Annotated in this window: 12 protein-coding genes; 6 read left to right on the top strand and 6 right to left on the bottom strand. The window is 65.3% G+C overall.

The window, feature by feature from the left end; all coding sequences use genetic code 11:
• Window positions 1-94: 94 nt before the first annotated feature.
• On the top strand, window positions 95-1933 hold the full coding sequence (locus JG743_RS18660) for a monovalent cation:proton antiporter-2 (CPA2) family protein (RefSeq protein ID WP_202292259.1): 1839 nt from the start codon (window positions 95-97) through the stop codon (window positions 1931-1933).
• A 4-nt stretch (window positions 1934-1937) separates the two neighbouring features.
• On the top strand, window positions 1938-2486 hold the full coding sequence (locus tag JG743_RS18665; RefSeq protein ID WP_202292260.1) for a DUF924 family protein: 549 nt from the start codon (window positions 1938-1940) through the stop codon (window positions 2484-2486).
• 42 nt (window positions 2487-2528) lie between these two features.
• On the opposite strand, the gene folK is transcribed toward JG743_RS18665, so the two are convergent.
• Genes folK through folP form a run of 3 tightly spaced genes read right to left on the bottom strand, consistent with a single transcriptional unit; the run spans window position 2529 to window position 4239 of the window.
• Window positions 2529-3041 (bottom strand): 2-amino-4-hydroxy-6-hydroxymethyldihydropteridine diphosphokinase, encoded by a 513-nt coding sequence (gene folK, locus JG743_RS18670; RefSeq protein WP_202292261.1) that lies wholly within the window; start codon window positions 3039-3041, stop codon window positions 2529-2531.
• Window positions 3025-3384, bottom strand: a complete 360-nt coding sequence (gene folB / locus JG743_RS18675; protein ID WP_202292262.1) for a dihydroneopterin aldolase — start codon at window positions 3382-3384, stop codon at window positions 3025-3027. The genes folK and folB overlap by 17 nt, the downstream gene beginning before the upstream one ends.
• 3 nt (window positions 3385-3387) lie before the next feature.
• Window positions 3388-4239: a dihydropteroate synthase gene (gene folP / locus JG743_RS18680; protein WP_202292263.1), complete on the bottom strand. Its 852-nt coding sequence runs from the start codon at window positions 4237-4239 to the stop codon at window positions 3388-3390.
• Between the two features lie 85 nt (window positions 4240-4324).
• Between folP and JG743_RS18685 the strand changes: the two genes are divergently transcribed.
• The gene (locus tag JG743_RS18685; protein ID WP_202292264.1) at window positions 4325-4945 is read left to right on the top strand and encodes a DUF922 domain-containing Zn-dependent protease; all 621 of its coding nucleotides are present in this window, start codon (window positions 4325-4327) and stop codon (window positions 4943-4945) included.
• Window positions 4946-5180: 235 nt separating this feature from the next.
• On the top strand, window positions 5181-6662 hold the full coding sequence (locus tag JG743_RS18690; RefSeq protein ID WP_202292265.1) for an MDR family MFS transporter: 1482 nt from the start codon (window positions 5181-5183) through the stop codon (window positions 6660-6662).
• An 8-nt stretch (window positions 6663-6670) separates the two neighbouring features.
• On the opposite strand, the gene JG743_RS18695 is transcribed toward JG743_RS18690, so the two are convergent.
• The 3 genes from JG743_RS18695 to JG743_RS18705 all read right to left on the bottom strand — a co-directional run bounded on the left by JG743_RS18695 (window position 6671) and on the right by JG743_RS18705 (window position 8639).
• Window positions 6671-7699 (bottom strand): NAD(P)/FAD-dependent oxidoreductase, encoded by a 1029-nt coding sequence (locus tag JG743_RS18695; protein WP_202292266.1) that lies wholly within the window; start codon window positions 7697-7699, stop codon window positions 6671-6673.
• Window positions 7700-7791: 92 nt separating this feature from the next.
• Window positions 7792-8112 carry a 2Fe-2S iron-sulfur cluster-binding protein gene (locus JG743_RS18700; RefSeq protein ID WP_202292267.1) on the bottom strand — a complete coding sequence of 107 codons (321 nt, stop codon included), beginning with the start codon at window positions 8110-8112 and terminating at the stop codon, window positions 7792-7794.
• Window positions 8113-8270: 158 nt separating this feature from the next.
• Window positions 8271-8639: an Hpt domain-containing protein gene (locus tag JG743_RS18705; protein ID WP_202292268.1), complete on the bottom strand. Its 369-nt coding sequence runs from the start codon at window positions 8637-8639 to the stop codon at window positions 8271-8273.
• Between the two features lie 289 nt (window positions 8640-8928).
• On the opposite strand from JG743_RS18705, the gene JG743_RS18710 reads away from it, so the two are divergent.
• Together JG743_RS18710 and JG743_RS18715 are read left to right on the top strand one after the other, a co-directional pair.
• Entirely contained in the window at window positions 8929-14994 is a 6066-nt protein-coding gene (locus tag JG743_RS18710; protein ID WP_202292269.1) for an apolipoprotein A-IV repeat region-like domain-containing protein, read from the top strand.
• A gap of 142 nt (window positions 14995-15136) precedes the next feature.
• Complete coding sequence (locus tag JG743_RS18715) at window positions 15137-15592, top strand: macro domain-containing protein (protein WP_202292270.1); 456 nt, start codon at window positions 15137-15139, stop codon at window positions 15590-15592.
• Window positions 15593-15600: the final 8 nt, after the last annotated feature.

Here is a 15600-nt window from a genome sequence, read left to right on the forward strand (position 1 = left end):
GCCGGATACGCACTGTTCGCCGCCGGCGATGCCCCTATCCTTGCGTCGCGACCCCGCGACATGCGAGGAAGCCTGCAGAAACGGAAAAGGCGGCATGGCGGCGGAAACATCGGGCAGCGATCTGATCCAAGTGGTGGCGCTGCTCGCCGCCGGCGTCGTCGCCGTCCCGATCTTCAAGCGCATGGGGCTCGGCTCCATCCTCGGCTACCTCGCCGCCGGCGTGGTCATCGGCCCGTTCGGCCTTAGAATCTTCTCCGAATCGGAAGCTATCCTTCACGTCGCCGAGCTCGGCGTCGTGATGTTCCTGTTCATCATCGGGCTGGAGATGCAGCCGTCGCGGCTCTGGGGGCTGCGCCGCGAGATCTTCGGCCTCGGCGCGCTGCAGGTCGGCGTCTGCGCGGCACTGCTCACCAGCGTCGGACTGGCCGGCGGCTTCCCGGTCGCGCAATCCTTCGTCGCCGGCGCCGGCTTTGTGCTGACCTCGACGGCGATCGTCATGCAACTCCTGGAGGAGCGTGGCGAGATCGCGACACCCAAAGGCCAGCGAATCGTTTCCATCCTGCTGCTGGAGGACCTCGCGATCGTACCGCTCCTGGCACTGATCGCTTTCCTGGCGCCGGGCGGCGCCGAGATGAGCCTGTCGCAGCGGCTGACCGAGGTCGGCATCGGCCTTGCCGCGATCGTCGGCCTAGTGGTGGCAGGACGTTATCTGCTCAATCCGTTCTTCCGCATCCTGGCGGAGGCCCGCGCCCGCGAGGTGATGACGGCGGCGGCGCTGCTGGTGGTGCTCGGGTCGGCGCTCGCAATGCAGCTTTCGGGCCTGTCCATGGCGATGGGCGCGTTCCTCGCCGGCGTGCTGCTCTCCGAATCGACCTTCCGCCATCAGCTCGAGGCCGACATCGAGCCGTTCCGCGGCATCCTACTCGGCCTGTTCTTCCTTGCCGTCGGCATGTCGCTCGACCTCAATGTCGTGGCAGCGAACTGGCGGCTGGTGGCCATCTACGTCGTTGCCTACATGTTGATGAAGGCCCTCGGCATCTATCTCGTCGCCCGCATGCTGAAGACCGGTCATCGCGAGGCCCTCGAACGCGCCGTGTTCATGGCGCAGGGCGGCGAGTTCGCTTTCGTTCTGTATTCGGCGGCGGCGGCGGTCGGCATCATCGACGCCCAGGCCAATGCGACGCTCACGGCAATCGTCATCATCTCCATGGTGCTGACGCCGCTCGCCATCATCGCGCTGCGCTATTTGACGCCGCGTGACGAGCCGTCGCTGGACGGGGTCGACATTGCCGATGGCCTTTCCGGCAGCGTGCTGATCATCGGCTTCGGCCGCTTCGGCCAGATCGCCTCTCAGCCGCTGCTGTTGCGCGGCATCGATGTCTCGATCATCGACAACGAGGTCGAGATGATCCAGGCGGCGGCCGATTTCGGCTTCAAGGTCTACTATGGCGACGGCACGCGGCTGGATATCCTGCACGCAGCCGGCGCCGGGCGGGCGCGCGCGGTGCTGATCTGCGTCGACAAGCCGGAAGCGGCGGTGCGCATCGCGCAGTTGATCAAGGCAGAATTCCCGCTGGTTACGATCCTGGCGCGCGCCTTCGACCGCGGCACCGCCTTGCAGCTGATCCGCGCCGGCGTCGACTACCAGCTGCGCGAGACCTTCGAATCGGCGCTGGTCTTCGGCGGCTCGGCTTTGGAAGCGCTCGGCGTCGACCCGGAAGACGTCGCCGAGGTGATCGAGGATGTCCGCCGTCGCGACACCGCCCGCTTCGAGACGCAGCTGGCCGAAGGCGTGCGCGCCGGACAGCGCTTCCTGAAAGGCAATATCGGTACGCCGATACCGACACCGCTGACGCCGCCGCGCCGCGCCGGCCAGGCGCTCAACGAGGAGACCGCCGGCGTGCTGAGCAAATCCGAGCCCGCGGAGGAATAGAGGGATGGCTGAACTGGACAAGCGGGCGCTCGCCGTCACCGCATTCTGGCGCGAAGCCGGCGAGGATGCCTGGTTCGAGAAGAACGATGCCTTCGACGCGGATTTCCGCAACCGCTTTCTCGACCTGCACTATGCCGCCGCGCGGCGCGAATGCGACGACTGGTCGGAACACGCCGAGGGTTCGCTGGCGCTGATGATCCTGCTCGACCAGTTTCCGCGCAACTGCTTTCGCGGCACCGGCCATATGTATGCGACCGATCCGCTGGCGCGGCATTTCGCCGGCAAGGCGATCGCCGCCGGGCATGACCTGGCGCTCGATGACGACGTTCGCTTCTTCCTCTATCTGCCCTTCGAGCATTCGGAGCTGCTCGTCGACCAGGCGCGCTCGGTGGAGCTCACGTCCACCAGCGCCCAGGCCTATCTCAAATATGCGGTCGAGCACCGCGAGATCATCCAGCGCTTCGGCCGCTTTCCGCACCGCAACCGGATGCTCGGGCGCGAGACGACGCCGGAGGAGCAGGCCTTCCTCGACGGCGGCGGCTTCTCCGGCTGATTTCAGCCGCCGTCTTCCACTTGGCCGTAGGCGATGCCTAGTCTAGGCCAGCCACCAATCGCGGCCCGAGGGCAAGTGTTCGATGCCCGACGTGTCGACGGCGCCGAGGCGCTCCGACACGCTCTTGCCGCCGATGGCAAGCTCGGGCGCGATCTCGGCCAGGGGCGCCAGCACGAAGGCGCGCTCCAGCATGCGCGGATGCGGTACTTCCAGGCCGGTCTCATGGATGACCCGGTCGCCGAAGACCAGGATGTCGATGTCGATCAGCCGCGGCCCCCAGCGCTCCTCACGCACGCGCTTCAGCCGGCGTTCGGCATCAAGGCAAAGATCGAGCAATTCGCGTGGCGTGAGCCCGGTCGTGATCGTGGCGGCGGCATTGAGGAAATCGGGCTGGTCGAGCTTGCCCCAGGGCGGCGTGCGGTAGAGCGAGGAGACCGCGACGACGCTGGTCTTGTCGTCGCCATCCAGAAGGCGGAGCGCAGCCGCCATCGACCTGGCGGGATCGCCGAGATTGCCGCCGAGGCTGAGATAGACCGTGTTATTCTGGCCAGACAACGGTCACCTCGACATGGTCGAGCACGCCGGGCACGGGGGCATTCGGCTTGCGCACGGTAATCTCGGCCTTCTTGATTTGCGGAAAGCGCGCCGTCAGCGCCTTGGCCACTTCCAGCGCCAGCGCCTCGATGAGGAAACGCCGGTGCCCGGTGATGATCTTCTCGATCACCGCGAAGGCGACGCCATAGTTGACGGTATCCTCGATCGAATCCTCGACGAGCGCCCGGCCGGGTTCGACGGTCAGCGCCGCGTCGACGTAAAAACGCTGGCCGAGCGTCTCCTCCTCGTCCAGCACGCCGTGCCGGGCAAAGAAGGCGCAGTTCTTCATGCGGATGACATACATGGCTCAGCGTCCGGACGGGTCGGTTTCACGCGCCAGCATAGCATCGGCGAGCGCCAGCGCATCCACGTTGATTGCGACATCGTGGACGCGAAAAAGATGCGCGCCTTTCAGCCTGAGAATAACACTGGTGGCCGCCGTTCCGGCGCCACGCTCGGCCGCGTCCCGCCCGGTCACCGCGCCGATGAAGCGCTTGCGCGAGGTGCCGGCCATCAACGGGTAGCCCAGCGCATGGAGCTCGGAAAACCGCGCCATCAGATCGAGGTTCTCCTCCGCCGTTTCCTTGGCGAAGCCGAAACCGGGGTCGAGCACGATCTGATCGTCGGCGATGCCGCTGGCCCGTGCGATCTCCAGCGATTTCCGCAGAAAGAAAAACTGGTCGTCGATGACGTCGGGCAGTTTCTGCCTGTCGCGCCCGGTATGCATGATGACGAGGCCGGCGCCGGTTTCGGCGGCGACGCGGGCGATGCCCGGTTCGCGCTGCAGGCCCCAGACATCGTTGACGATATGCGCGCCGGCAGCGACGGCCAGCCTTGCAGTGTCCTCGCGATAGGTGTCGACCGAGATCAGCGCCTCGCCGGCGCTGGCGAGCGCCTCGATGATCGGCAGGATGCGCGCCTGTTCCTCCTCGCCGGTTACCGGGGATGCGCCGGGCCTGGTCGATTCGCCGCCGATATCGATGACCGCAGCACCCTCCTCCACCATGCGGCGCGCCTGGGCGAGCGCTTCGTCGCGCCCGGCGAACAGTCCGCCATCGGAGAAACTGTCCGGCGTGACGTTGAGGATGCCGACCACCACGGCCTTGCTGCCAAGGTCGAGGTGGCGCCCATGCGCCAGCTGCCATTGCCTTGTCGTCATCGTCCGTCAACCATCTTGTGATCCGCTGGAAATCAAATCCGTTGCGCCGAGAGCGGCCGTAACGCAAGGTGGTCGAAGAGGCAACATGATGAAACGATCGCTGACCTGCGCCCTGGTTCTCGCTTTTACCGCCTTGCCGGCGGGCGCAGCCAATCTGGTCAAGACCTACAGCTACTTCGCCATTGGCGGCCGCACGCTGGACGACATCGAGACGCAGCTTTCCAAGCACGGACCGCAGGTGAAAAGCACCGGCTCGCGGCATCCCGGAGCGACGCAGATGGCGTTCACCACCCGCGTCAGCTACGCCGAAAAACCGGGCTCCTGCCGCATCGCCGACGCCATCGTGACCGTCAAGGTCAAGGTCATCCTTCCGGAATGGCGCCGCTCGCGGAAGGCGGATGCCGACGTGAAGCTGTTCTGGGACACGCTGTCGGCCGACATCAAGCGCCATGAGGAGCGCCATGTCGAGATCGCCAAGAACCATGCCAAGCAACTCGAGGACGCGCTGAAGGCGAGCTATCCGCAAAGGACTTGCGCCGAGGCCAAGGCCAAGGCGGCCGAGATCACCGCGGCCGAGCTCGCCGGGCACGACCAGGACCAGGTGCGGTTCGACCGCGTCGAGAGCGTCAACTTCGAAAGCCGCATCCTGCGGTTGCTGCGCTACCGGATCGAGCGCATCGAGAGCGGCCAGCTGCCGCCGGCCTGATTTTCGCCAACAATCGGGCGCCGGTGGCGCAAGCCAATTTCGCCGAAGCGTAGTGCCAGGCGGCAAAAAACTCCGAGCCCGGGTCGAAATCGGCCTATATGGGACGACATATGTCAGGTTCGCAGAGGCGGACCCTGAAAGCACGAGACAACCAATCGACGCGGCGGATGCGTCGGACCGGCCGAGCCGGCCGCCCCACCCCAGGGCGCGCGCAAGCCCACGAAAGAACGAGACCATGGATCAGGCTGTCGACAAGCCGGCGACAATTTCAGCGACGTCGCCGCTGACGGAGAGCGAGAAGAACGCCATCATCGGCGGCGTGCTGTTGTCTATGCTGCTTGCGGCGCTGGACCAGACCATCGTTGCCCCGGCCATGCCGACGATGGCGCGTTTGCTCGGCCATGCCGAATATCTGCCGTGGATCGTCACCGCCTATCTGCTCACCGCAACGGCGATGGCGCCACTTTATGGCAAGATTTCCGATGTTTATGGCCGCAGGCCAACCCTCTACGCCGCTATCCTCATCTTTTTGGCCGGATCGCTGGTCAGCGCCATGGCGCCCAGTATGCTGGTGCTAATCGTCGGGCGCGCTATCCAGGGCGCTGGCGGCGGCGGCTTGTTCGCGCTGGCACAGACGGTGATCGGCGACCTCGTGCCGCCGCGCGAACGGGCGCGTTACGCGGCTTGGATCGCGGGCACCTGGGCTGTCGCCAGCATCGCAGGGCCGCTGCTGGGCGGCACCTTCGCCGAACATCTGCACTGGTCGCTGATCTTCTGGATCAACCTGCCGCTCGGCCTGCTGGCCATGGCGATCATCAACAAGCCGTTGAAGAAGCTGCCGATCGCGGCCAAGCATCATCGTATAGACGGGCTCGGCGCGGTGCTGCTGATCGTGGCCACTGCCCTGCTGCTGCTGGCGCTGAACTGGGGCGGCAGCGCCTACCCGTGGCTGTCGCGCGAAATCCTCGGGCTGCTCGCCTGTTCGGCGGTGATCTGGGCTGCCTTTGCGCTGAGGCTCATGCGCGCTGCCGAACCATTGATCTCGCTCGAGGTGCTCAGCAACCCTATCGTACTGGCCGGCACGCTGTCCCTGTTCCTGCTGCAGGCTGCCAATATCGGCCTGGCGGTCTATCTGCCGGTCTACCTGCAGTCGATCGTCGGGCTCTCGGCCAGTGAATCGGGCATGGCGTTGCTCGGGCTGATGCTTGGCACTGTCGCCGGCGCGACGTTCAGCGGGCGCACGATACCGCGCTTTGTCCATTATAAGCGGATTGCCATGATCGGAGTGAGCTTCGCCATAGTCTGCCTTGGGGTGCTCAGCCTCGTCGCCGGGCATGCCTCCCTCCTGGTCGTTGAAATCCTGACGACCTGTATTGGCCTCGGCAGCGGGACGACGTTTCCGGTCGCCACTGTCTCGGTCCAGAACGCTGTCGATCAGGCGCATCTCGGTGTCGCCACGGGTGTGCTCACCTTCCTTCGCTCATTGGGCAGCGCATTGGGGGTGGCGATACTGGGCGCGGTCGCGCTGGGCTATGGCCTGCCATTGGCCGGCGAAGGCGCGCATTCAGCCGGCGCCGCCGCTTCTGCCGAAGCGTTTACGATGATCTTCCTCGTCGCAGCGGTAATCCTGCTGATGGCGCTTGCCGCGCTCGGACTGATGCCGGAAAAGGCGCTTCGTGGCCATCCCGAGACCGCGACTCCGGTGCTGGCCGAGTAGCAAAGCCTTCAATCGTGGACGCCGAGCTTCTTCTGCAGGCTGGTCGACGAGGTCGTGTACTGGAAGACGATGCGTTCGCCGGGGCTGACGATGCGCTTGGCCGCCTGCGCCATCAAGGCAACCTCGTGGAAACCCGACAGGATCAGCTTCAGCTTGCCGGGATACCAGTTGATGTCGCCGATGGCGAAGATGCCGGGGACCGAGGTCTGGAACTTCTCCGTGTCGACGGGAATCAGGTTCTCATGCAGGTTGAGCCCCCACTCCGCGATCGGCCCGAGCTTCATGGTCAGGCCGAAGAAGGGCAGCATGCGGGTGCATGGCACCTCGACGTCGCCGTCGGGCCCCTTGATGGTCGCCGATGACAGCTGGCCGTCGGCGCCGGTCAGGCCGCTCACCTGCCCGACCTGGAAATTCAGCTCCTTCATCTCCTGCATGGCAAACATCTTGTTGACGCTGTCGGGCGCGGCCCGGAATTCCGGGCGGCGATGCACCAGCGTCACGCTCTTCGCTACCGGTTGCAGGTTCAGCGTCCAATCGAGCGCCGAATCGCCGCCGCCGACGATGACGAGGTCATGGCCGCGGAACTCCTCCATGCGGCGCACGGAATAGAAGACGCTCTTGCCTTCGTACGCCTCGATGCCGGGAATGGGTGGCCGCTTGGGCTGGAACGAGCCGCCGCCGGCGGCGATCACCACCACCTTGGCCTCGAACACCTCGTTCTCGTCCGTGGTGACGCGGAAGCTGCCGTCCTCCAGCTTCTCCAGGCTCGAGACCATGCGGTTGAAGGTGAATTCCGGCTTGAACGGGTGGATCTGCTCAAGCAGCTTGTCGACAAGGCCCTGGGCCGTGATCAACGGCCAGCCGGGAATGTCGTAGATCGGCTTTTCCGGATAGAGCTCGGCACATTGGCCGCCGGGCCGGTCGAGGATGTCGATGAGATGGCACTTCATGTCGAAGAGGCCAAGCTCGAACACGGCGAACAGGCCGACCGGCCCTGCCCCGACGATGAGTACGTCCGTCTTGATCGTGTCGGTCATGCGATGCGCCTCGTTGCCAAACCGCGCGAGACTGCATGAGCATCGGCCCGCTGCCAAGCGGCGGCGGGAAAAATAGCCCGAAAGCGGCGATATCAGCCCTGGCGGGCGGGCACGCGCACGACCAGCCCGTCGAGAGCGTCGCGCACCTTGATCTGGCAGGACAGGCGTGAGTTCGGCTGGACGTCATAGGCGAAATCCAGCATGTCCTCCTCCATCGCCTCCGGCTCGCCGACCTCGGCCGTCCAGCCTTCGTCTACATAGACATGGCAGGTCGCGCAGGCGCAGGCGCCGCCGCACTCGGCCTCGATCCCGGGCACGGCGTTGCGGATCGCGTTCTCCATGACGGTCGAGCCGTTTTCGGCATCCACGTCGAACTGTGTGCCGTCATTGGCAATGAAGGTCAGCTTGGTCATTTATCACCTGAAGGGGAGTTCCAGCCGAGATAATCACTCCGGCGGACAAGTCAACTGCGGCGCGAAAACGCCGCGCCGTGACGTTTTTTCGGAAATTCAGATTGTTGTCCATGCATGTCGTTGTCGCAAAACCGCCGCGCAGTTTTGGGCGACATGCTTTAGCGGCTGATGGCGGCGATGAAATCGCGCACTTCCTCGATCAGGACACCGAGCCGCTTGAGGGTCTTGACGTCTTCGGGCTGGCCCTCGATTGCTGCGGCGCAATCGGCGATTGCAAAGGCCCCCACCGCGCGCGCCGAGCCTTTCAGCCCATGCGCCAGGAGCAGCCTCTCCTTGACGTCTGCGTCGAGGATCTTGTCGTGCACGGCAAGCGCCTGTTGCACGAAGAGCGCCAGCACCTCCTGTTCGAGGGCGCGATCGCCCATAGTCTGGCGCGAAAGATGGGCGAGATCCACAGGTCGTGACCGGGCCGTTCCCGACACGTCGCCGCCGGGCATGGAAAAGGCAATGCCGCTTTCGCCGCGCATGGATATTGCAGCTCCTTAGGTGTCTGACTGCCTGGAAAACTAGGCGAATCCCGTAGCAAACGGGTTAATGACTGGCCTGAAAAAATGTTGACAGGGAGGCGCCGAAATCACGTCTGCGTTAACCCTATATTTAAAGTTTTACGTATCGCCCAGAATGCAGGTTTTCTTTACCCCTGTGTGTCATTACGATACGAGGGTCCATTTTCAGCCTCCTGCGTGGGATAAGACAAGCCAGAATCACGGGCCAAAATCATAAGTCCCTCGGCAGCTAGTACAGGGTAGCGAAGGCATGGCGAAGAAACCAACGACACGAACACTCGACAACGACGTAGCCAAGGAACTCGAACGGGCGCTCGACCTGGATTTGAGTGCGGATGGCGACGGCGGCCTCGATATGGCGGCGTCGATGGAAGACCTGGAAGCGCAGATTTCAGCCGCGGCTGACGAGCTGGCGCGCGAAGGGCGCAGCCAGAAAGAGGAGCCGGCGGCCGTTCAGAATCAGAACATGTGGCCGGCACAGAACACGCAGCCGGCGGCGCAACCCAAGCCGGCCGAGTTGCGTCCGGTTGAAACGCGCAACGGCGCGCAGCCGGCCGGCTTCACCCCGGCCAATGACGACCGCCAGAAGGATTACCGCACGCTGCTGCACGGCCTCAACCGGCGCGCGTCGAGCACCATCTACTGGGTCGTGGCGTTCATTTCTCTGGCCTGGATCGCCGGCGCCGGCGGCCTGGCCAACCTCCTGTTCGGCCCGGGCATCTGGAAAATCCGCACCGCCGACCAGTTCTTCGCCCGCCCCGAGCTGATCGGCTTGGCGGTCGCGGCGATCATCCCCGTCATCCTGTTCTGGGCCTTCGCGGCCATGGTGCGCCGGGCGCAGGAGATGCGCCTTGCCGCGCAGTCGATGACGGAAGTGGCCTTCCGTCTGGCCGAGCCGGAGAACCTGGCCCAGGACCGCGTCATGATGATCGGCCAGGCCGTGCGCCGCGAGGTTGCGGCGATGGGCGAAGGCATCGAGCGCACCCTGGCGCGCGCCGTCGAGCTGGAAACGCTGGTCCACAGCGAAGTCAACCAGATCGAACGCTCCTATTCGGAGAACGAAGCCCGTATCCGCTCGCTGGTCGACGGTCTCGGCAGCGAGCGCGAAGCCGTCGTCACCCATGCCGAGCGCGTGCGCGCTTCGATCGCCAGCGCGCATGAGACGCTCAGGGACGAGATCGGCTCGGCCAGCGACATCATCCGCGATTCGATCCTCAATGCCTCGACCAAGCTGTCGATGACGATCAACAATTCCGGCGACACGCTGATCGACCGCATCAACGAGAGCTCGATGTCGATCTTCGATTCGGTCGAAGGCCGGCTCGATACGATCACCGACCGGCTGTCGACCTCGGGCGAGGCCTTCGCCAGCCTGCTCGACACCCGCATCGCCAAGCTGACCGACACCACAGATGGCCTCACCCGGTCGCTGACCGACCTGCTCGACGACCGCACCAGCGGCATGGTTTCGCTGCTGGGCGGTGCCGCGCGCACGCTGAGCTCCGAGTTCGAAAACAGCCTCAGCGGCATCGAGCGTACGCTGGCCGAACGCGGCCAGGCGCTGATCAGCGAATTCCAGACCCGCGCCGAGGCGCTCGACACCGGCACGCAGAAGCTCAACGCCGCGCTCGAGGCCCGCGCCCGCCAGATCAACGAGACGCTGGTCGAACGCGCACGCGAAATCGCCCACACCTTCGCCGAGAGCAAGGACCAGCTGTCGACGATGATCGACCAGGGCAAGACCCAGATCGGCGCCGACATGGCCGACATCATCTCGTCGACCTCGTCCATGCTCGAGGCCCGCGCCAGCGACTTCGCCGGTCGCATGGAAGCGGCCCGCCATGTTGTCTCGCGTTCCTTCGACAGCGACATCCAGCGGCTCGCGGATGCTCGCGTCGGCATCGAGGAAGCGGTGGAGAACCACAGCCGCAAGCTTTCGGAAAGCCGTGACCGCATGGCTGCCGCCATGCAGGCCGACCTGGCGACGTTCGCGGAGAGCCGCGCTGGCATCGACGCCGCCGTGACCGACCAGGTGCAGAAGCTGGCGGAAGGCCGCGACCTCATTGCGCGCGCGCTGGAAGACGACCTGCGTAAGGTCAACGAATCGCGCGCCGCCATTGACGCGTCGCTCGGCGCCCATCTCGAACAGCTCGAACAGGGCCGCAACAGGCTTTCGCAGGCCTTGAACGAAGACTCCGGGAAGCTCGTGCAAGCCCGTACGATCATTGATGAAATGGTCGCCGGCCATGTCGGCAAGCTGGCCGAAGGCCGCAACATATTGGCGCGTGCGCTGGAAGCCGACCTCGGCAAGCTGGCCGACAGCCGCGCCAGCATCGACGGACTGGTCGCCGGCCAGGTCGAGAAGATCGCCGAAGGACGCTCGGTGCTCGCCAAGGCGCTGGAGACCGACATCATCGGCATCAGGAGCCTGATCGAGACCCACTCCGCCAAGCTCGCCGAAGACAGGGGCGAGCTCAGCCGTTCGCTGGAGGACGACCTGTCGGGCATCAGGAACCTGATCGAGGGTCATGCCGTCAGGCTGGCCGACGACCGCAGCCTGCTGTCGCAGACGCTCGAAGCCGACCTCGCCAAGCTGGCGGAGGGCCGCTCCAGCATCGACGGGCTGGTTGCCGGTCAGGTCGAGAAGCTCGCCGAGGGCCGCGACATCCTCAAGCGCGCGCTCGAAGCCGACATCAATACGATCAAGGGCGCTATCGCCGGTCATTCCGAGCGGGTGGCGGAAGAGCGCAGCCAGCTTTCCAAGGCCCTGGAAGCCGATCTGCAGAATGTAAACAGCCTGATCTCCGATCACACGAACCGGCTCGTCCAGGATCGCTCGACGCTGTCGCAGGCCCTGCAGGACGACCTGCAGAATGTGAACGGCATCATGGCCGATCACCAGAGCCGGCTTGTCCAGGACCGCTCGACGCTGGCCAAGGCCCTGGAGGACGACCTCGCCAAGCTGGCCGAGAGCCGCTCCAGCATCGACGGGCTGGTCGCCGGCCAGGTCGAGAAGCTCGCCGAGGGCCGGGATATCCTCAAGCGTGCGCTCGAAGCCGATCTCAACACGATCCGGAGCGCCATTGCCGACCAGTCGCTGAAGCTGACCGACAACCGCGCCGAGTTCGCGCGGGTGCTGGAAGGTGATCTCGAGAACGTCAACAGCCTCCTCCAGGGCCACAGCGACAGGCTTGCCGAGGATCGCTTGGCGCTGTCCAAGGCGCTCGAGGACGATCTCGCCAAGCTGGCCGAGAGCCGCTCTAGCATCGACGGGCTGGTCGCCGGCCAGGTCGAGAAGCTTGCCGAGGGCCGCGATATCCTCAAGCGCGCCCTGGAAGCGGACCTGCAGAAGCTCGCCGCGGGCCGCAGCGAGATCGACGACATCATCGCCGGTCATGTCGGCAAGCTGGCCGAAGGCCGCGACATGCTGTCCCGTGCGCTGGAAGACGATCTGGCGAAGCTCGTCGACACGCGCAAGGACGTCGACCGTTCGCTCTCCGGCCATATCGACCAGATCGCGGCCCGCAGCGGCGACATCTCGGCGACGATCGCCGCCGATGTCGAAAAGATCGAGCAGGCGTTCAACCGGCAGACCGGCATCATTGAGGAACGCGCCGGAACCATGGAGCGTGCACTGTCGACCGGCGTCGACAATGTCCGCAACGTGCTGGAGAAGAGCGCTGTCTTCGTTGCCGGCGCCCTGCGCGAGAAGGTCATGGAGGTCACCAGCGCCCTTCACGAGCAGGCAGGTCAGGCCTTCAGCGACGCCGACCGCAAGATCGCCGAACGCGCAGAACAGACCTCGTCGGCCCTGCTCGCCAGGGCCGAGGACATCGCGCGCGCCTTCGAGGACGCCGATCGTCGCCTGCATGCGCGTGCCGAGGATACCACCAGCGCGCTGATTGCCCGGCACGACGATATATCGAGCTCGATGCTCGCCCGTGCCCAGGAGACCGCCGATCAGCTGGCCGCACGCGCCAGCGAGATCGCAGGCACCTTCGACGCGGCGGACCAGAAGCTGGTTGCCCGTGCGGTCGAGACGGCGCAGTCGCTGGCGGCGCGCGCCGGCGACATCCTGCGCAACTTCGAGGGCGCCGACGAACGGCTGAGCATGCGCATCGGCGAATCGGCCGAAGCGCTTGCCGCGCGCGCTTCGGATCTCGGCCGCATCTTCGATGCCGCCGACCAGCATCTGATCTCGCGCATCGCCGAGGGTTCGGAAGCCCTGTCGTCGCGTGCGTCCGAGATCGCCCGCATCTTCGACGACGCGGACCAACGTCTGGTCACCCGCATCGCCGACAGCACCGCCACGATCGGCAGCCATGCCGAGACCATCGTCGGAGCCTTCGCCAGCACCGAGCAACGGGTTGCCGACCGCTCCCGCCAGACCGGCCAAGAATTGGCCGTCCACGCCCGCGAGATCGAGCAGGCGCTGGCCGGCGCAGACGAGCGCCTGGCGTCGAATGCCGCGGCGACGGCCGCCCGAATCGAGGAGCAGCTCTCGGGAGTCGAGAACCGCCTCGCCCATACCGCGGAAGCGATGGGCCAGAAGCTGAACGAGCAGGTCTCGGGCGCCGAGGCGCAACTTATTTCGCGCGCCAATGTGATCGCGGAGACCTTCACCGCGGTCGGTCAGCATATCGGCCAGAGCACCAACGACGCCGCCAAGACCATCGGCGCCAACACCCGCGAGCTCAACACGATGCTCGCGGCGCGCTCGGCCGAGATGTCGCGGATCCTCGACGAGACGGCCAAGCCGCTGGTCGAGCGCTTCGCCCAGGGCGGCTCGGAGCTGCAGCGGAGCATGGAAGAGGTCACCGAGCGGGCGACCGAGAAGCTGCGCAGTGAAAACGCAGCCCTCGTCAACGCGCTCGCCAGCCGCACGGCCGAGACCCTGTCGGCTGTCGAAGGCGCGCGTTCGACGCTCGCCGACAGCGTCGCCGAGCTCATCGGCCGCTTGAGCACCTCCAGCGCCCAGCTCGGTCAGCTGATCGATCAAGCGGCGGTCAATCTCGGCCATGTCGAGGAGCGGCTCACCGGAAGCACGCAGAGCTTCGCGACGACCACGGAAAAGGCCGCGCAGACCTTCGCCAGCTCGGCGCGCCTGGTCGATTCCAACACGAGCCGGCTCACCGACCTGTCGTCGGCCACGCTGCGCGAGGTCGCATCGATCGCCACCAAGTTCGACGAGCACAGCCGGTTGCTCTCCAGCGCCTCGGACCTGCTCAGCTCCGCGCAGAGCAATCTCGAGCACACGCTGGAGCGGCAGTCGTCGCTGGACGACCTTGCCGTCGGCCTGGTCAAGAAGTCGGAAGATCTCGAAAAGGTCATGCGCTCGTTCGAGAACCTGGTCGGCCAGACCATGCAGAACGCCGAGGGCCGAACCATGGAATCGGCGGAAAAAATTCGCACTGCCATCGCCGAGGTCGTCGAGTCGGCGACGAAGCGCTTCGCCGACGCGACCGAGGAGATGCGGCGCACCGCCGGCTCGATCAAGAGCGAGCTGGACCTCACCCGCGCCGAACTCAAGAAGGGCGTCATCGAGATGCCGGAAGAGGCCAAGGAATCGACCTCGGCCATCCGCCGCGCCGTTTCCGAGCAGATCAACGCGCTCAAGGAGCTCTCCGACATCGTCGCGAAGTCCGGCCGCAGCGGCAGCGACTCCTCGGAGCCGCGCAGCCTACGCCCGGCGCCGCAGGCGCCGGCCCGTCCGGCAGAGCCGCCGCGCCGTCCGCCGGCGCCGCCACAGCCCGAGCGCCGGGCTCCACAGGCGCCGTTGGCTGAAACGACCTTGCGCGGCACGCTCGACCTCGATCGTCCCGCCGAGGCCCCGCTCCGCGAACCCAATGGCCGCACGCCGCAAGGCGGCTGGGTGCGCGATCTCCTGACTGGAGCGTCGCGCGAGGAGGACCTCAGGCCGGCCGCTCCGGCGGAAGCGCCGCGTCCGGCTCCGGCCCAGCGCTCGCCGCTGCATGTCGTGGAATCGCTCAACTCGCTGTCGGTCGACATCGCGCGCGCCATCGACCACGACGCCTCGATCGAGCTGTGGAACCGTTATCGCCGCGGCGAGCGCGACGTGTTCACTCGGCGCCTCTATACGCTGAAGGGCCAGCAGACCTTCGACGAGATCCGCCGCAAGTACCAGGCCGAGGCCGAGTTCCGTGCCGCCGTCGACCGCTACTGCGACGATTTCGAAAAGCTGCTCAAGGACGTGGCGCGCAACGACCGCGACAACATCATGGCGCAGACCTATCTGACGTCGGACACCGGCAAGGTCTACACCATGCTGGCCCACGCCAGCGGCCGCCTGCACTAAGCGGCGGTACTGGAAACAAATAGAAAGGGGGGACCCGGTCCCGCCCTTTCTGCTTTTGGGCCGATGCTCTAGAGATGTCCCAAGACACCGTAAATCTTTAGACTCAATTGGATGTCCGCACCGTGGATTGAGGCTTGTGGCAATGCAGACAATTCGTGGCGATCTGCTTCAGCTTGCGCTCGACGGAAAGTTCGATGTCATAGTGCATGGATGCAATTGCCAATGCCAAATGGGCAAGGGGATTGCTCTTTCGATAAAGCAGCGTTTTCCCGAGGCATATGCTGCGGATTGCGCGACGTTGAAGGGCGACCTAGCCAAGTTGGGAAGCATATCCGTTGCTGACATCAAGCGGGAAAGCCGCAGTTTCCATGTCGTCAATGGCTACACTCAATTCCATTGGCAGGGCAAAGGGGTGAAAGCCGACTACCACGCGATCCGAAAAGTCATGCAGGCCGTCAAGGCCAGATTCGCTGGCAAAAGGATCGGCTACCCGAAAATTGGCGCAGGTTTGGCTGGAGGCGATTGGCAAGCTATCGTCTCAATCATCGAGGACGAGCTCGCGGGCGAAGATCACACGCTCGTAGAATACACGCCTTGAGCCAACTC

Source organism: Mesorhizobium sp. 131-2-1, from assembly GCF_016756535.1.
GTDB lineage: Bacteria > Pseudomonadota > Alphaproteobacteria > Rhizobiales > Rhizobiaceae > Mesorhizobium.